Source organism: Arenimonas malthae CC-JY-1 (assembly GCF_000747075.1).
Taxonomy (GTDB): Bacteria; Pseudomonadota; Gammaproteobacteria; order Xanthomonadales; family Xanthomonadaceae; genus Arenimonas; species Arenimonas malthae.
In genome coordinates this window covers 1-20,296 of sequence record NZ_AVCH01000191.1, presented here as the reverse complement: position 1 = coordinate 20,296, position 20,296 = coordinate 1, and the positions used below count along the sequence as shown (strand labels likewise).

The following is a 20,296-nucleotide window of genomic DNA, read 5'->3' as shown; positions in this document are numbered from 1 at the left end:
CGCGCCTGGTTCCCGGTGCTGGCCAGCGGCGCCGACGACCGCGGCGCCCGCGACCTGCTGCGCCGCCACGCCGCGCAGGTGCACGCCGTGCCCGCCGACGCCCTGGCGCAGGATCTCGACACCCCGGCGCAAAGGCAGGCCTGGCTCACCCCGGCTTCACTTGGTGGCAACCCGCCCCGGGAGTAGGCTCGGGGACTTCCCCAGCCGCCGCGAGGGCCGCCCATGAAACTGACCGTCAACGGCGTCGAACACGACGTCGACGCCACCCCCGACATGCCGCTGCTCTGGGTCCTGCGCGACCTGATCGGCCTCACCGGCACCAAGTACGGCTGCGGCCTGGCCCAGTGCGGCGCCTGCACGGTGCACATCGACGGCCAGCCCACGCGCTCCTGCGTGCTGCCGGTGTCATCGGTGGCGGGCCGTGCCGTGACCACCATCGAGGGCCTCTCGGCCGACGGCAGCCACCCGGTGCAGCGCGCCTGGGCCGAGCTCGACGTGGTGCAGTGCGGCTACTGCCAGTCGGGCCAGATCATGGCCGCCGCCGCCCTGTTGCGCGTGGTGAACAACCCCAACGACGCCGAGATCGACGACGCCATGGCCGGCATCCTCTGCCGCTGCGGCACCTATCCGCGCGTCCGCGCCGCCATCCACCGCGCCGCCGAGCTCGGCGACGCCTGATCCGCGCGCGACGCCCCCGGGCGCGCCCGTTCGACGGAGACTTCCCGTGAACAAAGAAAGCACTGTTTCCCGCCGCAACTTCCTCAAGGCCGGCGCCCTGCTGGGCGGTGGCCTGGTCGTGGCCTTCGTGGTGCCGGGTGGCCGGCGCCTCGCCTTCGCGCAGGCGCCCGCCGGCGCGCCGCTGGTGCCCAATGCCTTCCTGCGCATCGGCAGCGACGACCGCGTCACCGTGCTGCTCGCGCATTCGGAAATGGGCCAGGGCATCTGGACCACGCTGCCGATGCTGATCAACGAAGAGCTCGACGCCGACTGGTCGAAGATCAGCGTCGAACACGCGCCGGCCGCGCCGGCCTATGCGCACACCGCCTTCGGCGCGCAGATGACCGGCGGCTCCACCACCACCTGGTCGGAATTCGACCGCTACCGCCAGGCCGGCGCCACCGCGCGCACGCTGCTGGTGCAGGCGGCGGCCGCGCGCTTCGGCGTCGCGCCGGGGGATTGCCGCACGGAAAACGGCCGCGTCGTCTGCGGCGACCGCAGCGCCAGCTACGGCGAACTCGCCGAGGCCGCCGGCGCGCTGCCGGCGCCGGGCGAAATCGCGCTGCGCGCGCCCAAGGACTGGAAGCTGATCGGCAAGGCGACCCGCCGCCTCGACACGCCGGAAAAGGTGACCGGCCGCGCGGTGTTCGGCATCGACGTGCAGTTCGAGGGCCTCAAGACCGCGGTGGTCGCGCGCGCGCCGGTGTTCGGCGCCACGGTGAAGTCCTTCGACGGCAGCGCGGCGCTGGCCGTGCCCGGCGTGCTCAAGGTGCTGCAGGTGCCTTCGGGCGTGGCCGTGGTGGCCGAACATTTCTGGGCCGCCAAGCAGGGCCGCGATGCGCTGCAGGTGGAATGGGACCTGGGCCCGAACGCCGGCCTCGACAGCGACACGCTGCGCAAGCAGTTCGGCGAACTGGCCGGCACGCCGGGCGCGGTGGCGGCCACGGCCGGCGACGCCGCCAAGGCGCTGGCGGGCGCCGGCAAGGTCGTCGAAGCCGAATATTTCGTGCCCTACCTCGCGCACGCCGCGATGGAGCCGCTCAACTGCACCGTTCGCATCGGCGCTGACAGCTGCGAAATCTGGACCGGCACCCAGTTCCAGACCGGCGACCAGGCACTGGCCGCCAACATCACCGGCCTCAAGCCCGAGCAGGTGAAGGTGAACACCACCTTCCTCGGCGGCGCCTTCGGCCGCCGCGCCAACCCGGCCGGCGACTTCGTCGGCGAGGCCGTGCACGTGGCCAAGGCCGCCGGCATGCCGGTGAAAACCGTCTGGACCCGCGAAGACGACACCCGCGGCGGCTTTTACCGCCCGATGTTCCTCGAGCGCGTGCGCGTGGCGCTGGGCAAGGACGGCCTGCCGACCGCCTGGCACCAGGTGCTGGTGGGCCAGTCGATCATGGCCGGCACGCCCTTCGAGGGCATGATCAAGGACGGCGTGGACGGCTCGTCGGTGGAAGGCGTCTCCGATTCGCCTTACATCAAGGCCACGCCCGACCACCGCGTCGAGCTGCATTCGCCGCGCACCGGCATCCCGGTGCTGTGGTGGCGTTCGGTGGGCCACAGCCAGAACGCCTTCGTGATGGAAAGCCTGGTGGATGAACTGGCCGCCGCGGCGGGCGAAGACCCGCTGGCCTACCGCCGCCGCCTGCTCAAGGACCATCCGCGCCACCTGGGCGTGCTCAACCTCGCCGCCGAAAAGGCCGGCTGGGGCTCGAAGCTGCCTGAAGGCCGCGCACGTGGCATCGCCGTGCACGAATCCTTCGGCAGCTTCGTGGCGCAGGTGGCGGAAGTGTCGGTGGAGCGCGGCGCGGTGCGCGTGCATCGCGTGGTCTGCGCCATCGACTGCGGCGTGGCGGTGAACCCGCTGATGATCGCCGCGCAGATGGAATCGGGCATCGTCTACGGCCTGAGCGCGGCGCTGTTCGGCCGCATCCGCTTCAAGGACGGCCGCGTGCAGGAGTCGAACTACCACGACTACCGCGTGCTGCGCCTGGACCAGATGCCGGTGGTGGAAACCCACATCGTGCCCAGCACCGAACGCCCCGGCGGCGTCGGCGAACCCGGCACCCCGCCGATCGCCCCGGCGGTGGCCAACGCCGTGTTCGCCCTCACCGGCCAGCGCCTGCGCGAACTGCCCTTGCGCGTGGGTTAATGAAGCTGGCTTCTCGGTCCCGCTAGGAAGCCCGCGCCTTGGCGCGGGTGATGATGACCACGCCGGCGAGGATCACGGCCATGGCGCCGATGGCGTCGGCGCCGACGCGTTCGTGCAGGAGCAACGCGCCCAGCAGCACCGCGATCGGCGGGTTGACGTAGGCGTAGCTGGTGGCCAGCGCCGGCCGCACGTGGTGCAGCAGCCAGACGTAGGCGCTGAAGCCGACGATGGAGCCGAAGGCGGCCAGGTAGCCCACCGCCAGCGTCGCCGACAGCGGCGGCACTTCGGTGATGCGCTCGCCCAGCGCCAGGCCCAGCACGCCCATCGCGACGCCGCCGCAGAGCATCTGCGCGGCCGTGCTCATGAAGGGCGCCGGCAGGTCGCGGCCGCGGCTCCAGACCGAACCAAAGGCCCAGGCGATCGGCGCCGCCAGCAGCGCCAGCATGCCGCCCAGGCTGGCCTGCATCTCGCCGTCGAAGTTCAGCCACACCACGCCCAGGAAGCCGATGGCCAGGCCCAGCCACTCGCCGCGGCTCGGGTGCTGGCCGCGCAGCACGCCGAACAGCCCGGCCCACAGCGGCATCGACGCCACCGCCACCGCCGCCAGGCCCGAGGACACCGTCTGCTCGGCGAAGTTCACCAGGCCGTTGCCCAGCAGCATCATGAACAGGCCCATGAAGGCCGCGTTCTTCCACTGCGCGCGGGTCGGCGGCGCGTGCCCGCGCCAACGCAGGAAGGCGTAGAAGGCCAGGCTGGCGGCGAGGAAACGCAGGCTGCCCATCAGGAAAGGCGGGTAGCCTTCCAGGCCGACGCGGATGGCCAGGTAGGTGGAGCCCCATACCAGGTAGACCGAAGCAAGCGCCAGCCCGACCGCGAGCGCGGACGGGGGCGGGGTTGGCGTGGAACTCATGCGCTGCGTTTCCCGGCGGCGTCGTGGCCGCGTCGTTCCGAATCGAGCAGGGCCTGCTTGCGCGGCAAGCCCCAGCGGTATCCACCGAGGCTGCCGTCGCCGCGGATCACGCGGTGGCAAGGCACCAGCACGGCGACGCGGTTGCCGGCGCAGGCGCGCGCCACGGCGCGGGCGCCGCGCGGCATGCCCAGCGAATCGGCGAGCTCGGCGTAGCTGCGGGTTTCGCCCGCCGGGATGCGCATCAGCGCTTCCCACACGCGCTGCTGGAAGGCGGTGCCGATCAGCTCCACCGGCACGGCGCCGGCGCGGTCGGACAGCGCCTCGGCGACGGCGCGCACGCGCGGGGCCAGGAACTCGTCGCGGCCGGCATCGACGCGCTGCAGGGTGGCGCGCGGGAATTCGGCGCGCAGGTCGGCTTCCAGCGCGCCGGCGTCCTCGCCCAGCAGCACGGCGCAGACGCCGCGTTCGGTCACCGCCACCAGGGCCTGGCCCAGGGCGGTGGGCACCAGCGACCAGCGCAGCTCCAGGCCCTCGCCGCCGCGGCGGTAGGCCTGCGGCGCCATGCCCAGGCGCGCGGCACCGTGTTCGTAGACGCGGCTGGGCGAACCGTAGCCGGCGTCGTAGAGCGCGCGGGTCACGTCATGGCCGGCGCGCAGGCCGGCCTTGAGGCCGGAGAGGCGGCGCTGGGCGCGATATTCGGCGGGGCTGAGCCCGAACTGCTGGCGGAAGCGCCGCTGCAGGTGGGTGGCGCTGAGGCCGACGGCCTCGGCGAGCTCGGCGAGGCCGAGGTCTTCTTTGTCGAGCAGGCGGCGGGCCTGCTCGAGGCGGGGGTCGATCGGCGGGTGCGCGGTGTCCATGCGGGCCAGACTAGCCGGCGCCCGGGGGGCCGGCTATCCGCTTCTTGCGCCGGGGCTCATTCGGCCCAGACGGTGGCCTGGCGGGTCACCGGCAGCACCTGGGCGGTGAGCTGGCGGTTGGCCGTGAGCAGGTCCAGCGCGTCGGCCAGGATGGCGGCGGACTCGCGCAGCAGCGGGTCCGGGCCGTTCTTGGCGGCTTCTTCCTCGGCGGCCTGTTCGGCCACGCTGCGCTCGTTGTAGCTCAGGCCGTCGTCCACCACGCGCGCCACCTCCTCCTTGGCCAGGCCGGCGGCCACGCGTTCGGCCTGGCGCTGCTTGCGCTCGGCCTCGAGGCGGTCGCGCTCGGCGCGGCGCACGGATTCGTTGAGCGAGATGCTCTTCTTGTCGCGCTCGGCGCGGAAGCGGGCGACGTCTTCGGCCCACCACCTGAACTCGCGGTCCTTGGCGACGCGGGCCTCGTGGTTGGCCACCAGCTGCGGCGCCAGCGCGGCGAAGTTGCCGAGGTTGCCGTGCGGCGCCTGGGCGATGCGGCTGGCCGGCAGGGCATTGTCGTAGGTGCTCTCGCCGTAGTCGCTGGCGTCGAGGGTGACCGGGAACTGCAGGTCGGGCACCACGCCGGCGTGCTGGGTGGTGCCGCCGTCGACGCGGAAGAACTGCGCGACGGTGAGCTTGACCTGGCCGAACTTCACGTCGTCCTTACGCGGGAAGCGATCGAGGTCGATCAGGCTCTGCACCGTGCCCTTGCCGAAGGTGGGCTCGCCGATGATCAGGCCGCGGCCGTAGTCCTGGATGGCGGCGGCGAAGATTTCCGAGGCCGAAGCCGAAGCGCGGTTGACCAGCACGGCCAGCGGCCCGTCCCAGGCCACGCCGGTTTCGTCGTCGGCCTCGACGCTGACGCGGCCGCCGGTCTCGCGCACCTGCACCACCGGGCCGGCGTCGATGAACAGGCCGGTCAGTTCCACCGCCTCGAGCAGCGAGCCGCCGCCGTTGTCGCGCAGGTCCACCACCACGCCGTCCACCTGCTCGGCGCGCAGTTCGCGCAGCAGCTTGGCGACGTCGGCGGTGGCCGAGCGCGCGTCCTTGTCGCCGCGGCGGCGGGCTTCGAAATCGAGGTAGAACGTGGGCAGTTCGACCACGCCGATGCGGCGGTCGCCGACTTCGACGATGCGCTTCTGCGCGGCCTGCTGCTCGAGCTTGACCTTGTCGCGGGTGATCACCACGCGCTGCGGCTTGGAATCGACGCCGGCGTCGGCCGGCAGCACGTCCAGGCGCACCTGGGTGCCCTTCTTGCCGCGGATCAGCGCCACGGTGTCGTCGATGCGCCAGCCCACCACGTCGGTCATCGGGCCGCTGGTGCCCTGGCCCACCGCGACCACGCGGTCGCCGACCTTGAGCTTGCCGCTGTTGGACGCCGGGCCGCCGGGCACGATGGTGCGCAGGACCACGAACTCCTCCTGGCGCTGCAGCACCGCGCCGATGCCCTCGAGCGAGAGGCGCATCTGCATGTTGAAGTTCTCGGCGCTGCGCGGCGACATGTAGCTGGTGTGCGGGTCGATCGAGCTGGCGTACGCGTTCATGAAGGTCTCGAACACGTCGTCGCCGCGCAGTTCGCCCACGCGCTCGGCGAGGCCGGCGTAGCGCTTGTCGAGCGTCTTGCGGATGTCTTCCTGGCTGCGGCCGGCGAGCTTGAGGCGCAGCGCGTCGTTCTTGACGTACTTGCGCCAGGCGTCGTCGAGCTCGGCGGTGCTGGCCGCCCAGGTGGCGTCCTCGCGGTCGTAGAGCCAGGTCTCGTCGGTGCTGAAGTCGAAGGGCTTGGCCAGCAGCGAGCGCGCGTAGGCGACGCGGTCGGCGACGCGGCGCTGGTAGGTGGCGAACACGTCGAAGGCCGGCTGGAACTGCTGCGACTTGATGGCGTCGTCGTGGCGCAGGCGGTAGGCGTCGAAGCGGTTGATGTCGGCCTGGGTGAAGAACAGCTTCTGGCCGTCGAGCGATTCCAGGTAGCGGCGGTGGATCTCGGCCGACAGGGTGTCGTCGAGCGGCTTGGCGCGATAGACGTAGCGGCTGTCGGACAGGATGCCGTAGACCAGGCGCGCGGCCGCGGCCTGTTCGACCGTGGGCTCGAGGTAAGCCGAGGCGCCGGGCGCGGGCGCGCTGGAGCTGGCGGCCATGGCCATGGCCAGCGGCAGCGCGGCGGAAAGGGCGATCAGCTTGTGCTTGAGCATGGTCAGGTCCGTTCTTCAGGGGCCCAGCTTGCGCCCCGGGGTCGGTCCGGAGCCTGTGCCGATAGTGATAGCAACACCTTGCAGCCCGAGCATAGCCCCCGGGATGTTCAGGCGAAGTCGGCGACGAAACCGGCTTCAGCCGCCATTCGGTCGGCGTGGTAGGACGAGCGCACCATCGGCCCGGAGGCCACGTGCGTGAAGCCCAGGGCCTGGCCGGCGACTTCCAGCTGCTTGAATTCCTCCGGCGTCCAGTAGCGCATCACCGGGTGGTGGTGCGGCGTGGGCTGCAGGTACTGGCCGATGGTGACCATGTCCACGTCGTGGGCGCGCAGGTCGCGCAGGGTTTCGAGCACCTGCTCCATGGTTTCGCCCAGGCCCAGCATGATGCCGGACTTGGTGGGCACGTCCGGGTGCTGGGCCTTGAAGCGCTTGAGCAGCTCCAGCGACCACTGGTAATCGGCGCCCGGGCGCACGTTCGGGTAGAGGTGCGGCACCGTTTCCAGGTTGTGGTTGAACACGTCCGGCGGGTTCGTGGCCAGGATCTCCAGCGCACGGTCCATGCGGCCCTTGCCGCGGAAATCGGGCGTGAGGATCTCGATCTTGAGCTTGGGCGAGAGGGCGCGCGCCTCGCGGATGCAGTCGACGAAGTGCTGGGCGCCGCCGTCGCGAAGGTCGTCGCGGTCGACCGAGGTGATCACCACGTAGCGCAGGCCCATGTCGGCGATGGTGCGGGCCAGGTTGGCCGGCTCGCTGGCGTCGGGCGGCTTGGGCCGGCCGTGGGCGACGTCGCAGAAGCTGCAGCGGCGGGTGCAGACCTCGCCCAGGATCATGAAGGTGGCGGTGCCGTGGCTGAAGCACTCGTGGATGTTCGGGCAGCTGGCTTCCTCGCAGACCGTCACCAGGCGGTTCTCGCGCAGCTTGCTCTTGAGCTTCTGCACGGCGTTGCCGGACGGGATGCGCACGCGGATCCAGCTGGGCTTGCGCAGGACCGGGGCGTTTTCGTCGAACTTGACCGGGCTTTTGCCGATCTTGTCGCCACCCAGCTGCTTCTGGCCTTCGACCAGGGGCGAACCCAGCACCTGCAGGGGAATGGACTTGCTGGCGGAATCGGACATGGCGGGTCGAATCAGGCGGGGGTGAGGTCCGGCGGCGGGGCGCCGGTGGGGGCCAGGCCGAGGCGCCGGGACAGGGCTTCGACCAGCACGGGCGTGATCGTGGCGAAGTCGCCGGGACCGCCCAATTCTAGCACCGAGGTCACTTCCAACCCCTGGTAACCACAGGGGTTGATGCGCTGGAACGGCTCGAGGTCCATGGCGATGTTGAAGGCCAGGCCGTGGAAGCTGCAGCCCTTGCGCACGCGCAGGCCCAGGGCCATGACCTTGGCGCCGCCGACGTAGATGCCGGGCGCGCCTTCCTTGCGTTCGCCGGCGATGCCGTAGCGGGCCAGAACGTCGATCACGGCGCCCTCGATGCGGCAGACCAGCTCGCGCACGCCCAGGCCCAGCCGGCGCAGGTCCACCAGCGGGTAGGCCACCAGCTGGCCGGGGCCGTGGTAGGTGACCTGGCCGCCGCGGTCCACGTTCAGCACGGGGATGTCGCCCGGGGCCAGCACGTGTTCGGGCTTGCCGGCCTGGCCGAGGGTGAACACCGGGTCGTGCTCGACCAGCCAGAGCTCGTCGGGGGTATCGGGGCCGCGGGCATCGGTCAGCCGCTGCATGGCGCGCCAGACCGGCTCGTAGGGCTGGCGGCCCAGTTCGCGCACCCGCCATTCGCGCACGACCGGAGTGTCGGCCGCCGGGGCGCCGCAGGCCGGGGCTAGAGCGTCCACTTCACCGCCGGGTGCTCGCGCAGGGCGCCGTGGGCGGCGTCGTAGTCCTCGCGGCTGTGCGCCTCGAACACCAGGGTCACCGAGACGTAGTTGCCCTTGGCCGAGGGCTTGATGGCCAGGCGCTCGCGGTACACGGTCAGGCCCAGGGCTTCGAGCACCATGGGCACCACCAGGTGCAGGTCGGCCTCGGCCGAACCCATGGCGCTGATCTCGAAGATGCCCGGGAACTGGAAGCCGTGCTCGGGGTTGTCGGAACGGATGCTCATGCCGCCCATTATGGGGGCGCCGGCCCCCTGTCCCAAGCCCGCGCCGGGCTCAGGCGCCGTCCACGCGCACGCGGTTGCGGCCGTCGCCCTTGGCCCGGTACATCGCCCGGTCGGCGGCCCGGTAGAGTTCGCTGCCGTCCTGGCCGTCGCCCGGGTCGAAGCCGGCCACGCCGATGCTCACCGTCAGGGGCAGCGGCCCTTCGCGCAACTGAAGCGGGTCGCGGACCAGGCTGGCACGCATGGCCTCGGCCATCGCCGCGCCGGCGCCGGCATCCAGCCCCGGCAGCAGCACGCCGAACTCCTCGCCGCCCAGCCGCGCCAGGTGCGCGCCGGGCGCCGTGAACACCTCGCGCATGCGGTCGGCGAAACGCGCCAGGCAGGCGTCGCCGGCGTCGTGCCCGAGTTCGTCGTTGACGCGCTTGAAGTGGTCCAGGTCCATGACCAGCATCGACAGCGGCCAGCCGTGCCGCCGCGATTCGCCGACCAGGTGCTCGAGCGCGCCGCCGAAGAAGCGGCGGTTGGCCAGGCCGGTCAGCGGGTCGATGCGGCTCAGGCGCTCGTACTGGTCGCGCTGGTGCCGCAGGGCGTCGTAGAGGTCGAGCTGCTGCTGGTATTCGCGGTAGCTGCGCAGCAGGACGATCGCCAGGTACACCGAATACGCGCCCACCGTCACCGACACCGCCAGACCTTCGTCGGTATACGGCAGCAGGAACGGCGCCGGCAGGTAGATCAGCGCCACGCCCAGCAGGGCGCGTTCGCGCCGCAGGCAGTAGTTGTGCGCGAACGCCGTCGCGAAGGCGATGGTGCACAGCAGGGCCGCGCTGCGGCCGGGCGCGAAATGCGGATCGACCAGCGCCCAGGCCAGCACCGCGCCCCAGAGCGCGGCGGTGGCGAGCACCACGCCCCATTCGCGGTCCAGCCAGGCCTGCAGCCTCCGGCGCGTCGCGCCCGCCGCTGGCGGTCGTGGCCAGATCCGCATCAGCGCCAGCGCCATGAAGGCCAGCGCCACCAACGCGGTGGTGCCCGGATGCTTCGAGGGTAGGCCGGCCGACACCGACACCACCACCCAGCCCAGCAGGTAGAAGATGCCGCCGGTGACGACCCGCTGGGCAGTGTCGGCCACCTCCCGCGCCAGGCGCGGGGTGCCGTCGTCCTGGCCTTCGTCCCTCATCCGGTCCACTCCCCTGAAGTCACCGGTCCGGGACCAAGACTAGCGGGTGTTTATTCGCTTTCCCACCAGAGCCAGAAGTCGTCGCTCATGCGCTTGAAGAAGCCGCCCTCGGCGACGTCCTGCAGCGCCACCAGCGGACGCTCGGCCACGACCTTGTCGTCGAGGCTCAGGCGGACGGTGCCGATGACCTGGCCCTTGGCGATGGGCGCGCTCAGCTGCCTGGGCACGTCCATGGTGGGCTTGAGCTCGGCGTAGCGGCCGCGCGGCAGGGTGACGAGCAGCGGCTCGGCCACGCCCAGTTCGACGCTGTCGGCTTCGCCGCGCCACACCTTCTGGTCGGCCACCTTGGTGCCGGCGGCGTACACGCTGTGGGTTTCGAAGAAGCGGAAGCCCCAGTTCAGCAGCGCCAGGTTGCCCTCTTCGCGCAGGCGGAAGCCTTCGTTGCGGCTGGGGGTGTCGATGCCCAGCACCACCGAAATCAGGCGCTGGTCGCCGCGCATGGCCGAAGCGGCCAGGCAGTAGCCGGCCGCCGAGGTGTGACCGGTCTTGAGGCCGTCCACGCTGGCGTCCTTCCACAGCAGCCCGTTGCGGTTCCACTGCTGGATGCCGCCGTAGCTGAACTCCTTGATCTTGTAGAGCGCGTAGTGCTCGGGGAACTGCGAGATCAGCGCGCGCGAGAGCAGGGCGATGTCGCGCGCGGTCATCACGTGGCCGGGGGCCGACAGGCCGTGCGCGTTCTCGAAGCGCGAGTTGGCCATGCCGAGCTTGGCGGCGTAGCTGTTCATCATGTCGACGAAGGCGGCCTCGCTGCCGCCGACGTGTTCGGCCAGCGCGATGGCGGCGTCGTTGCCGGACTGGATGACCAGGCCGTGCAGCACGTCGTCGAGCTTGACCTGCGAGTTCACCGCCAGCGCGCTGTAGCTGCCGTCGGTGCCGGCGCCGCCGGAGCGCCAGGCGTTTTCGCTGATGCGCACCATGTCGTCGGCCTTGATGCGGCCGGCGGCCATTTCGGCGGCGACCACGTAGGAGGTCATGACCTTGGTGATGCTGGCGGGCTCGAGCGGCTGGTCGATGTTCTCGCCGGCCAGCACCTGGCCGCTGACGTGGTCCATCAGGATCCAGGCCTTGGCGCCCTGCGGCACCGGGGCCGGCGGCGTCGGCGCCGGGGCGCTCGCGGCGGGGGCCGGCGAAGGCACGGGCTGCGGCACCGGGGTCTGGGCGAAGGCGGCGCCGGCCACGAAGGCGGCCAGCGCGAAGGAAAGGAAGCGGGAAGCAGACATCCGGGGGAGACTCCAAATCATGGGCGGGCGCGCGGCCCGCCGGAAACGTAGGGGCATGCTAGCCCTTATTCACTGAATACCCGCGGGCTGGGCAGGCCCAGTCCGCGGATGCGATCGATCACTGCGGCGGCGGCTTCGGCGGCCAGCGGGCCGACGCGCACGCGCCAGACCTTGTCGCCGTTCACGCGCGCGTCCTCGACTTCGACGCCGTCGATGCCGGCGTCCTCGAGCTGGCGGGCGATGCGGCGGGCGTTGTCGCGTTCGCGGTAGGCACCGACCTGCACCACGTGGCGGCCATCGCCCGCCGCCAGCGGAGCCGGGGCCGGCGCGCGCGGCGGCGGAACCGGCGCGCTGCCCGCGCCCAGCACCGGGCCGGCGTCATCGCCGTCCGGCGTGAGCGCGCGCACTTCGACCCGCGCCGTGCCGGTGCGGTCGAGGCCGAGCTTCACCGCGGCGGCGTAGCTGAGGTCGATGATGCGGCCCGAGTGGAAGGGGCCGCGGTCGTTCACGCGAACCACCACGCTCTCGCCGCTGTCGAGGTGGGTGACGCGCACGTAGCTGGGCAGCGGCAGGGTCTTGTGCGCGGCGCTGAAGCTGCACATGTCGTAGATTTCGCGGCTCGAGGTCTGGCGGCCATGGAACTTCTGGCCGTACCAGGAGGCGACGCCACGCTCGACGTAACCCTCGGCGCTGGGCATCACGCGGTAGCTCTTGCCCAGCACCGTGTAGGGCGAGCGGTTGCCATACGCGGCCGGCGGCTCGCGGCGCGGGGTGGGTTCGACCAGGCCGGTGAGGTCGAGCGCGTGTTCCGGCGCGCTGTCGGACACGCCGGGGGCGTAGAGGCCGCCGGGCGTGTAGTCCTCGTCGCGGTGCTCGCGCACCTGCAGGCAGGCGGCCTGGGTGGCGGCCACGGTGGCGGCCGGGTCGCCGTCGGCGCGCGGCTTGGCCACGGCACGGTGCGACACGCCTTCGCGCGCCTCCGGCGCCGGCGGCTTCACCGGCTTGCCGGCGCAACCGGCGAGCAGGGCCAGGGCAAGCAGGGCGAGCGCGCGGCTCATGGCGCGGCGGCGGCCTCCGCCCCGGCGGCGATTTCGCGCGAGAGCTGGTACACGGCCATGGCGTACATGGGCGAGCGGTTGTAGCGGGTGATGGCGTAGAAGTTGCGGAAGCCCAGCCAGTGTTCGGTGCCGGCGCTGCCGTCGAAGGTCACCAGTGTGGCCTTGAGGTCGTGGCCCTGGGCCAGCGCCGGGCGGTAACCCTTCTCGCCCAGTTCGGCCAGGCTGTACTTCGCTTCCAGCGTGTCGGGCACGAAGGGCGCCGCGCCTTCTTCGGCCTGGGCGAGCGCCACCACGGGTTCGTCGCGCTGCCAGCCGTGCGCGACGAAGTAGTTGGCGATCGAGGCGAACACGTCGGGCAGCGCGCCGAACAGGTCGCGGCGACCGTCGCCGTTGCCGTCGCGGGCGTAGGCGCGGTAGCTCGACGGCATGAACTGGCCGTAGCCCATAGCACCGGCGTAGCTGCCCTTGAGCGCGGCGAGGTCGAGCTGCTCTTCCTTGGCCAGCAGCATCACCTGCATGAGCTCGTCGCGGAAGAAGCGGCCGCGCGCGGCTTCGCGCTCGAGCTGCGCGGGGTCGCCGCTCACCGGGTAGAAGAAGCCGAGCGTGTAGAGCGCATCGAGCACCGCGTAGCTGCCGGTGTTGCCGCCGTAGCTGGTCTCGACGCCGATGATGGCGACGATCATTTCGGCCGGCACGCCGGTGGCGGCCTCGACCTTCGCCAGCTCGTCGCGGTGGCGCGCCAGGAAGGCCTGGCCGTCGGCGATGCGGCGGTCGCTGATGAAGATGGGGCGGTATTCGCGCCAGGGCTTGACCTTCTCGGCTGGCCGCGACATCGCCGCGACGATGCTCTGCCGGTGGTTCGACTTCGCCAGCCAGGCCTCGACCTCGGACGCCTCCAGGCCGTACTTCGACGCGGCCTCGGCGACGAAGGCGGCACGCAGAGCCGGGTCGGGCGCGGGACCGGATTGGGCGGTGGCGACGGGCGCGGCGGCCACCAGGGCCAGCAGCAGGGGGAAGAGGCGAAGCGGGTTTCGGCGCATGGACACAACCGTCGGGATTTGCAGGCAATTTACCACGGCCCGGCGCGGGCGCCCGCTCAGGAGGCCATGAATTTCCGGTGCGCGTGCACCGACATCACCATGCCGAATCCGACCAGCAGCGACACCGCCGAGGTGCCGCCGAAGCTGAGCAGGGGCATGGGCACGCCGACCACCGGCAGCAGGCCCGCCACCATGCCGCCGTTCACCAGCACGTACACCGAGAAGGTCATGGCCACGGTGCCGGCGAGCAGCCGCGCGTAACCGTCGCGGGCCTGGGTGGCGATCCACAGGCAGCGGCCGACGATGAACAGGTACAGGGCCAGCAGCGTGACCACGCCCAGCCAGCCCCACTCCTCGCTCAGCACAGAGAAGATGAAGTCGGTGGTGTGCTCGGGCAGGAAGTCCAGGTGCGACTGGCTGCCCTGCCCCCAGCCCTTGCCGGAAAAACCGCCGGAGCCGATGGCGATCTTGGACTGGATGATGTTCCAGCCGGCGCCCAGCGGGTCCGACTCGGGGTCGAGGAAGGTGAGGATGCGGTCGCGCTGGTAGGGCATCAGGAAATGCCAGCCGACCGGCAGCGAGGCCAGGCCCAGCCCCGCGAACAGGCCGATGCGCCACCAGGCGATGCCGGCCAGGAACAGCGCGAACACGCCCGAGGCCGCCACCAGCATGCCGGTGCCCAGGTCGGGTTGCAGGATGATCATGCCCACCGGCAGGCCGATGATGCCCGCGCCCACCGCGAGCGTGCCCCAGCGCGGCGGCAGCGGCACCGAGTGCAGGTACCACGCCAGCATCATCGGCACCGAGAGCTTGAGCAGTTCGCCGGGCTGCAGGTAGAACACGCCCAGGTTCAGCCACAGGTTGGCGCTGCGGCCCGAACCGAACACGAACACCAGGCCCAGCAGCACCAGGCTGGCCGCGTAGGCCGCCGGCGTCCACAGCCGCAGCTTGCCGGGCGTGACCCGCGAGAGCAGCACCATGGCGCCCAGGCCGATGCCGAAGCGCGCGCCCTGGGACATCACCAGCCGGGCGTTTTCACCCGACGCGCTGGCAAGGACCACGAGGCTGATCAGCATCACCGCCAGCAGCGCCAGCAGCAACGGCAGGTCCACCTTGTCGAACAGGCGCATGGCCAGTTCGCGCAGCCAGCGCAGCAGGGCCATCATCGGGGCGTGTCCTCGGGGGGCGGCAGCAGCCAGGCGTCGAGGATGCGGCGACCGATCGGCGCCGCGGCGCGTGCGCCCGAGCCGCCGTGTTCGACCAGCACCACCACCGCCACCGTCGGTGCTTCCGCCGGGGCGAAGCCAATGAACCAGGCCTGGTGGCGCAGGTGGTAGGGCAACTGGTTCGGATCCATGCGCTCGGTGCCGCGCCGGCTGACGCGCTGCACCGTGCCGGTTTTGCCGGCCATCTGGTAGGTCGAACCCAGCGCCGCCGAACGGCCGGAGCCGGTGGGGCCGTGCATGGCGGCCACCATGCCCTCGTTGACCGCCGCCAGGTGCGCGGGGTCCTTCACCAGCAACACGCCGGGCGGCTGCGGTTCCGGCACCAGCGGCGCGTTGAAGCCGGCCTGGGTGGCCTTGAGCAGGTGCGGCCGGTGCCGCACGCCACCGTTGGCGAGCAGGCCCGTGGCCTGGACCAGCTGCAGCGGGGTGGTCACCCAGTAACCCTGGCCGATGGCGGCGTTGACGGTGTCGCCGGGGAACCAGTTCTGGTTGAGCTGGCGACGCTTCCAGGCCCGCGAGGGGCGCACGCCGGGGATTTCGCCGGCAAGGTCAATGCCGGTGGGGTGGCCGAAGCCGAGCCGGTCGAAGTATTCGTCCAGCCGGTCCACGCCCATTTCAACGGCGAGCTCGAAGTAATAGGAGTTCACCGACTGCGCCAGCGATTCGCGCAGGTTCACCCGGCCGTGGCCGCCCGGGCGCCAGTCGCGGTAGCCGCGTGACTGGCCGGGCAGGAAGAATTCGCCGGTGGACAGGGTTTCGTACTCCGGCGTGCGGATGCCGGCTTCCAGCGCCGCCAGCGCCATGAACGGCTTGATGGTGGAGCCCGGCGGCACGCCGCCCAGCACGTTTCGGTTGAACAAGGGACGCGCCGGCGCCTGCAGCGCCTGCCAGTCCTTGTGGCCGATGCCGTTGATGAACAGGTTCGGGTCGTAGCTGGGCAGGCTGACCATGCCCAGGATCTCGCCGTTGGCCGGGTCGATGGCGATGGCGGCGCCGTGCTGGCCCTCGAAGGCGTCCACCATGGCTTGCTGCAGCCGCGCGTCCACCGTCAGGGTGAGGTCGTTGCCGGGCTTGGCGTCGTGCCTGCGCAGCACGCCGAGCGCGCGGCCCTCGACGTTGGTCTCGACTTCCTCGTAACCGATCTCGCCGCGCAGGCGGTCTTCGTAGTAGCGCTCGATGCCGGCCTTGCCGATGTGGGTGAGCGCGGCGTTGCGGCTGTCGCCCATGGCCTCGAGGTCGGCCACGTCGACCCGGCCGACGTAGCCGATCACGTGCGCGAACAGGTCGCCGTAGGGATAGCGGCGCGTCAGGTAGGGAACGACTTCGACGCCAGGGAAGCGGTGCCGGTTCACCGCCAGGCGCGCCAGTTCGCCCTCGCTCAGGCGCAGCTTCAGCGGCACCGGGCGGAAGCTGCGGGTGGCGCGCCGGGTTTCGCGGAAGCGCGCCAGGTCTTCCTCGTCGATCTCGACCAGCCCGGCCAGCCCGGCGAGCGTGGCTTCGAGGTCGCCCACCTGTTCGGCGACGATCTCTAGCCGGTAGGCGGGCACGTTGTCGGCCAGCAGGCGGCCGTTGCGGTCGTAGATGAGCCCACGCGCCGGAACGATGGGACGCGGCTTGATGCGGTTGGCTTCCGAACGCAGCTGGTATTCCTCGTGCTGCAGCACCTGCAGGCGGAAATAACCGGCGGCCAGCCCGAGCATGGCCAGCGCGATGACCAGGAAGCCGACGACGGCGCGACGGCGGAACTGTTCCGCCTCGGCATGCAGGTTCTTGAGCTTGGTGCGGCGCAGGTTGCGCATGGCGTCAGCCGGCGCGGTCGCGCGAGCGCAGGCGCAGCTCGTCGAACAGCAGGAACAGCCAGGGCCACAGCGCGAAGCCCACGAACGGCGCCAGCCAGGTGGCCCAGGGCAGCCAGCCGTCGCCGGCGGCGGCATGGATGGCCTGGTCCACCAGGCGGTCGTTGAGCAACAGCGCGAATACCGCCAGCGCCTGCTGCCACAGCGGGAAGAAGCGCAGGCGGGCGCGGAAGCGCTGCACCAGGAAGGCCAGGATCACCAGGCGCAGCGCTTGTTCGCCGAGCAGCGTTCCCGACACGAGGTCGGCCGCGAGCCCGGCGAGGAAGGCCGTGCCTAGGCCGACCTTCTCCGGCGTTTCCAGCAGCCAGTAGCAGAGCACCATGGCCAGCACGTAGGGCCGCGCGAGCTCGATGCCGGCGGGCAGCGGCACGACCATCAGCAGCAGGCCGACGAACAGGCCGCCGTAGACAAGACCGCCGGAGGGGGCGCGGTTCACGGCGTGGGCCCCTGCCCGGCGGGCGCGGTGGCCGGGTCAGCACCGGCGGTATTTTCCGCAGGGGGTTCGCCCGGCGCCTCGGCCGCCGGTGGCGGCGGCAGCGGCGGGCCGTCGTCGACGGCGTCGAGGGTGTTGTTCACCAGCAGCACTTCGAGGCCGCGGTCGAGGCGGGCCGCCGGGCGAGCCTGCGCCACGACGAACAGACGGGTGTCGTCGGGATGCAGCTGTTCGACGGTGCCCACCGGGAAACCTGCCGGGAAACGTCCGCCGATGCCGGAGGTGACCAGGCGGTCGCCGACGCGGATGTCCGCGCTCTGCGGGATGTTGGGCAGGCGCAGCATGTCGGTGCGGCCGGTACCGAAGGCGATGGTGCGAAGTCCCGAACGCGCGACCTGCACGGGCACCGCGTGTTCGGGGTCGGTGAGCAGCAGCGCCGTGGCGCGTCGCGGCGTGACTTCGATGACCTGCCCTAGCACGCCGCCGGCATCGATCATGGCCTGGCCGACGCGCACGCCGTCGTCGCTGCCGGCGTCGAGCAGGATGCGCTGGCGCGAAGGGTCGAGGTCCACGTCGATGATGCCGGCCAGCTTCGCCTCGAGGCGGTAGCCGCGCGTGCCGCCGAGCAGTTCGCGCAGCCGTTGGTTTTCCTCGGCGACCGCGGCCAGGCGATGCAGGCGGCTGGCATTGACCTGCAGCTCGCGGGTGAGGCGCTCGTTGTCGGCCAGCAGGCGCGAGCGGGTGGTGACGAGCTCGTGCGCGCCTTCGGCCAGCCGGCCTGGCGACGACGCCAGCCACCAGACCGGCTCGGCGAGCGCGGAAAGGTGCTGGCGGGCCTGCGAGGCGAAACCGCCGCGCTGGTCGGCGACCATCAGCACGGTGGCCAGCGCGAGGTAGGCGAGCAGCGGGAGCGTGCCGCCGGCGCCCTCGGTCAGGCGGGGCGCCGCGGTTCCGGGATAGGCCACGGCGTCATCCGTAGGAGGAATGCGCCTGCATGCAGGCTCACTCGGCCGAGAAGAACTCGTTGCCGTGCATGTCGATCAGCTCGAGCGCGCGGCCGCCGCCACGGGCGACGCAGGTGAGCGGGTCGTCGGCGACGTGCACGTGCAGGCCGGTTTCCTCGGAGATCAGCTTGTCCAGGTCGCGCAGGAGCGCGCCGCCGCCGCTGAGCACGATGCCGCGCTCGGCCACGTCCGCGCACAGTTCCGGCGGGGTCTGCTCGAGGGCCTGCTTGACCGCGCTGACGATGCCGCTGAGCGGCTCGTGCAGGGCTTCGAGCACCTCGTTGGAGTTGATGACGATCATGCGCGGCACGCCCTCGGCGAGGTTGCGGCCGGAGACTTCGAACTCCTTGACCACGGCCTGCGGGAACGCGCAGCCGATCTCGATCTTGATCCGCTCGGCAGTGGTTTCGCCGATGAGCGTGCCGTGGTTGCGGCGCACGTAGTTGATGATGGCGTCGTCGAAGCGGTCGCCGCCGATGCGCACCGACTGCGAGTAGACGATGCCGTTGAGCGAGATCACCGCGACTTCGGACGTACCGCCGCCGATGTCGATGACCATCGAGCCGCGCGCCTCGTCGACCGGGATGCCGGCGCCGATCGCGGCGGCCATGGGCTCTTCGATCAGGTACACCTCGCGGGCGCCGGCCTCTTCGGCCGACTCCTTGATGGCGCGTCGCTCGACCTGGGTCGAACCGCAGGGAACGCAGATCAGCACGCGCGGGCTCGGGCGCAGGAAGCGCGACGTGTGCGCCTTCTTGATGAACTGCTTGAGCATTTCCTCGGTGTGCGTGAAGTCGGCGATGACGCCGTCCTTCATGGGGCGATGCGTGGTGATGTTGCCCGGGGTGCGGCCAAGCATGCGCTTGGCCTCGGCGCCGACGGCGGCGACCTCGCGGCCGCCGGGTCCATGGCGCACCGCGACCACGGACGGCTCGTTGAGCACGATGCCCTGGCCACGGACGAAGATGAGGGTGTTGGCGGTGCCGAGGTCGATCGAGAGGTCGTTCGAAAACAGCCCGCGGAGCTTCTTGAACATCTGGGGGAGGCCCGTGGAGAGTGGGGTTTCGGGGGTGGGCTAGCGTAACAACCACCCTACGTGGCGGCAAGGAAAAAACCCGTTATTCCGTGCCTTCCAGCCCTTGCCACGCTACCATGTGCGCCTTTGCGGGGGGTGGTCCCACCGCCCCAGCCCACGAGGTCGAGACGATGCCTTCAGCCCTGATCTGCGGTTCCCTGGCCTACGACACCATCATGGTGTTCCAGGACCAGTTCAAGAACCACATCCTGCCGGACAAGGTCCACATCCTGAACGTGTCCTTCCTCGTGCCGCGCATGCGCCGCGAGTTCGGCGGCTGCGCGGGCAACATCGCCTACAACCTCAAGCTGCTGGGCGGCAACCCCATCCCCATGGCCACCGTCGGCCAGGACTTCGGTCCCTACCGGGAGCACTTCGACGCCTGCGAGATCCGCCTCGACCACGTCAAGGAAATCGAGGACCTGTACACGGCGCAGGCCTTCATCACCACCGACCTGGACGACAACCAGATCACGGCCTTCCACCCCGGCGCCATGATGCGTTCCTACGAGAACCACGTGCGCGACGTGAAGGACGTGGGCTTCGGCATCGTCGGCCCGGATGGCTACGAGGCCATGCTGCAGAATTCCCGCGAGTTCGCCGAACTTGGCATCCCTTTCATCTTCGATCCCGGCCAGGCCATGCCGCTGTTCAACGGCAAGGAGCTGACCACCATGATCGAGCAGGCCACCTATGTGACGGTCAACGACTACGAGTCGAACCTGCTTCAGGAGAAGACGGGGCTGAGCGAGAAGGACATCGCCGAACGCGTCAAGGCCTACATCATCACCCGGGGGCCGAAGGGTTCCGAGGTCCACACCCAGGGCGGCGAACTGCATATCCCGGCCGCGAACGCGATGCGCGTGGTCGACCCGACCGGCTGCGGCGACGCGTACCGTGCCGGCCTGATTTTCGGCCTGATGAACGGAATGGACATGGCCACCACCGGCCGCATCGCCTCGCTGATGGGCGCCCTGAAGATCGAGCACCTGGGCCCGCAGAACCAGCGTTTCGACTACGACGAATTCGCCGAGCAGTTCCGCCAGCAGTTCGGCTACGCGCTGCGCTGAAGCCCGGCGCCTGGCGCAACAAGGAGGCCGCCCACCGGGCGGCCTTTTTGTTGCCCTGGTTTCCGCGGCGCAAAGAAAAACCCCCGCCGATTGGCGGGGGTTTTAGGGGAAAAGCCCCTGGCGATGAC

Annotated in this window: 18 protein-coding genes and 1 pseudogene; 4 read left to right on the top strand and 15 right to left on the bottom strand. The window is 71.0% G+C overall.

Annotated features, from left to right (window positions below):
* The 3 genes from N790_RS16495 to N790_RS12490 form a co-directional block, all read left to right on the top strand.
* Positions 1–186, top strand: a 186-nt coding sequence (locus tag N790_RS16495) for a glycosyltransferase family protein (RefSeq protein WP_043804642.1), incomplete at its 5' end; no start/stop codon positions are given.
* Between the two features lie 36 nt (positions 187–222).
* A complete protein-coding gene (locus tag N790_RS12495; RefSeq protein ID WP_043804640.1) occupies positions 223–678 on the top strand; it encodes a (2Fe-2S)-binding protein in 456 nt (151 codons plus the stop codon).
* Positions 679–724: 46 nt separating this feature from the next.
* The gene (locus tag N790_RS12490) at positions 725–2,872 is read left to right on the top strand and encodes a xanthine dehydrogenase family protein molybdopterin-binding subunit (RefSeq protein ID WP_043804639.1); all 2,148 of its coding nucleotides are present in this window, start codon (positions 725–727) and stop codon (positions 2,870–2,872) included.
* A gap of 22 nt (positions 2,873–2,894) precedes the next feature.
* Here the strand turns inward: N790_RS12490 and yedA are convergent, their stop codons facing one another.
* The 15 genes and pseudogenes from yedA to N790_RS12415 all read right to left on the bottom strand — a co-directional run bounded on the left by yedA (position 2,895) and on the right by N790_RS12415 (position 19,059).
* A complete protein-coding gene (gene yedA / locus N790_RS12485) occupies positions 2,895–3,782 on the bottom strand; it encodes a drug/metabolite exporter YedA (RefSeq protein WP_043804637.1) in 888 nt (295 codons plus the stop codon).
* The gene (locus N790_RS12480; RefSeq protein ID WP_043804635.1) at positions 3,779–4,639 is read right to left on the bottom strand and encodes a methylated-DNA--[protein]-cysteine S-methyltransferase; all 861 of its coding nucleotides are present in this window, start codon (positions 4,637–4,639) and stop codon (positions 3,779–3,781) included. Before N790_RS12480 ends, yedA begins: the two co-directional genes overlap by 4 nt.
* Before the next feature lie 56 nt (positions 4,640–4,695).
* The gene (locus N790_RS12475) at positions 4,696–6,861 is read right to left on the bottom strand and encodes a carboxy terminal-processing peptidase (RefSeq protein WP_043804634.1); all 2,166 of its coding nucleotides are present in this window, start codon (positions 6,859–6,861) and stop codon (positions 4,696–4,698) included.
* Positions 6,862–6,968: 107 nt separating this feature from the next.
* Complete coding sequence (gene lipA / locus N790_RS12470; RefSeq protein WP_043804632.1) at positions 6,969–7,976, bottom strand: lipoyl synthase; 1,008 nt, start codon at positions 7,974–7,976, stop codon at positions 6,969–6,971.
* An 11-nt stretch (positions 7,977–7,987) separates the two neighbouring features.
* Positions 7,988–8,689 carry a lipoyl(octanoyl) transferase LipB gene (gene lipB / locus N790_RS12465; RefSeq protein WP_043804630.1) on the bottom strand — a complete coding sequence of 234 codons (702 nt, stop codon included), beginning with the start codon at positions 8,687–8,689 and terminating at the stop codon, positions 7,988–7,990.
* Positions 8,677–8,955 (bottom strand): DUF493 family protein, encoded by a 279-nt coding sequence (locus N790_RS12460; RefSeq protein ID WP_043804628.1) that lies wholly within the window; start codon positions 8,953–8,955, stop codon positions 8,677–8,679. Before N790_RS12460 ends, lipB begins: the two co-directional genes overlap by 13 nt.
* A 49-nt stretch (positions 8,956–9,004) precedes the next feature.
* Entirely contained in the window at positions 9,005–10,126 is a 1,122-nt protein-coding gene (locus N790_RS12455) for a GGDEF domain-containing protein (RefSeq protein ID WP_043804626.1), read from the bottom strand.
* Between the two features lie 50 nt (positions 10,127–10,176).
* Complete coding sequence (locus tag N790_RS12450; RefSeq protein WP_043804625.1) at positions 10,177–11,406, bottom strand: D-alanyl-D-alanine carboxypeptidase family protein; 1,230 nt, start codon at positions 11,404–11,406, stop codon at positions 10,177–10,179.
* 65 nt (positions 11,407–11,471) lie between these two features.
* Positions 11,472–12,464, bottom strand: a complete 993-nt coding sequence (locus tag N790_RS16785; protein ID WP_043804624.1) for a septal ring lytic transglycosylase RlpA family protein — start codon at positions 12,462–12,464, stop codon at positions 11,472–11,474.
* A pseudogene (mltB, locus tag N790_RS12440) lies at positions 12,461–13,532 on the bottom strand (lytic murein transglycosylase B). Before mltB ends, N790_RS16785 begins: the two are co-directional and overlap by 4 nt.
* 28 nt (positions 13,533–13,560) lie before the next feature.
* A complete protein-coding gene (gene rodA, locus N790_RS12435; protein WP_043804622.1) occupies positions 13,561–14,670 on the bottom strand; it encodes a rod shape-determining protein RodA in 1,110 nt (369 codons plus the stop codon).
* The gene (gene mrdA / locus N790_RS12430; protein ID WP_052385926.1) at positions 14,667–16,529 is read right to left on the bottom strand and encodes a penicillin-binding protein 2; all 1,863 of its coding nucleotides are present in this window, start codon (positions 16,527–16,529) and stop codon (positions 14,667–14,669) included. Before mrdA ends, rodA begins: the two co-directional genes overlap by 4 nt.
* A 4-nt stretch (positions 16,530–16,533) precedes the next feature.
* Positions 16,534–17,022: a rod shape-determining protein MreD gene (gene mreD / locus N790_RS12425; protein WP_043804621.1), complete on the bottom strand. Its 489-nt coding sequence runs from the start codon at positions 17,020–17,022 to the stop codon at positions 16,534–16,536.
* Complete coding sequence (mreC, locus tag N790_RS12420; protein ID WP_052385925.1) at positions 17,019–17,984, bottom strand: rod shape-determining protein MreC; 966 nt, start codon at positions 17,982–17,984, stop codon at positions 17,019–17,021. Before mreC ends, mreD begins: the two co-directional genes overlap by 4 nt.
* 37 nt (positions 17,985–18,021) lie before the next feature.
* Entirely contained in the window at positions 18,022–19,059 is a 1,038-nt protein-coding gene (locus tag N790_RS12415) for a rod shape-determining protein (protein ID WP_043804620.1), read from the bottom strand.
* Between the two features lie 170 nt (positions 19,060–19,229).
* Between N790_RS12415 and N790_RS12410 the strand changes: the two genes are divergently transcribed.
* Entirely contained in the window at positions 19,230–20,168 is a 939-nt protein-coding gene (locus tag N790_RS12410; RefSeq protein WP_043804618.1) for a carbohydrate kinase family protein, read from the top strand.
* Positions 20,169–20,296 lie beyond the last annotated feature (128 nt).

Bases quoted from the DNA above. Each gene is read 5' to 3' on its own strand.
- N790_RS12495 (WP_043804640.1), top strand. From the start codon at position 223: ATGAAACTGACCGTCAACGGCGTCGAACACGACGTCGACGCCACCCCC.
- yedA (WP_043804637.1), bottom strand. From the start codon at position 3,782: ATGAGTTCCACGCCAACCCCGCCCCCGTCCGCGCTCGCGGTCGGGCTG.
- N790_RS12480 (WP_043804635.1), bottom strand. From the start codon at position 4,639: ATGGACACCGCGCACCCGCCGATCGACCCCCGCCTCGAGCAGGCCCGC.
- N790_RS12475 (WP_043804634.1), bottom strand. From the start codon at position 6,861: ATGCTCAAGCACAAGCTGATCGCCCTTTCCGCCGCGCTGCCGCTGGCC.
- lipA (WP_043804632.1), bottom strand. From the start codon at position 7,976: ATGTCCGATTCCGCCAGCAAGTCCATTCCCCTGCAGGTGCTGGGTTCG.
- N790_RS12460 (WP_043804628.1), bottom strand. From the start codon at position 8,955: ATGAGCATCCGTTCCGACAACCCCGAGCACGGCTTCCAGTTCCCGGGC.
- N790_RS12455 (WP_043804626.1), bottom strand. From the start codon at position 10,126: ATGAGGGACGAAGGCCAGGACGACGGCACCCCGCGCCTGGCGCGGGAG.
- N790_RS12450 (WP_043804625.1), bottom strand. From the start codon at position 11,406: ATGTCTGCTTCCCGCTTCCTTTCCTTCGCGCTGGCCGCCTTCGTGGCC.
- N790_RS16785 (WP_043804624.1), bottom strand. From the start codon at position 12,464: ATGAGCCGCGCGCTCGCCCTGCTTGCCCTGGCCCTGCTCGCCGGTTGC.
- rodA (WP_043804622.1), bottom strand. From the start codon at position 14,670: ATGATGGCCCTGCTGCGCTGGCTGCGCGAACTGGCCATGCGCCTGTTC.
- mrdA (WP_052385926.1), bottom strand. From the start codon at position 16,529: ATGCGCAACCTGCGCCGCACCAAGCTCAAGAACCTGCATGCCGAGGCG.
- N790_RS12415 (WP_043804620.1), bottom strand. From the start codon at position 19,059: ATGTTCAAGAAGCTCCGCGGGCTGTTTTCGAACGACCTCTCGATCGAC.
- N790_RS12410 (WP_043804618.1), top strand. From the start codon at position 19,230: ATGCCTTCAGCCCTGATCTGCGGTTCCCTGGCCTACGACACCATCATG.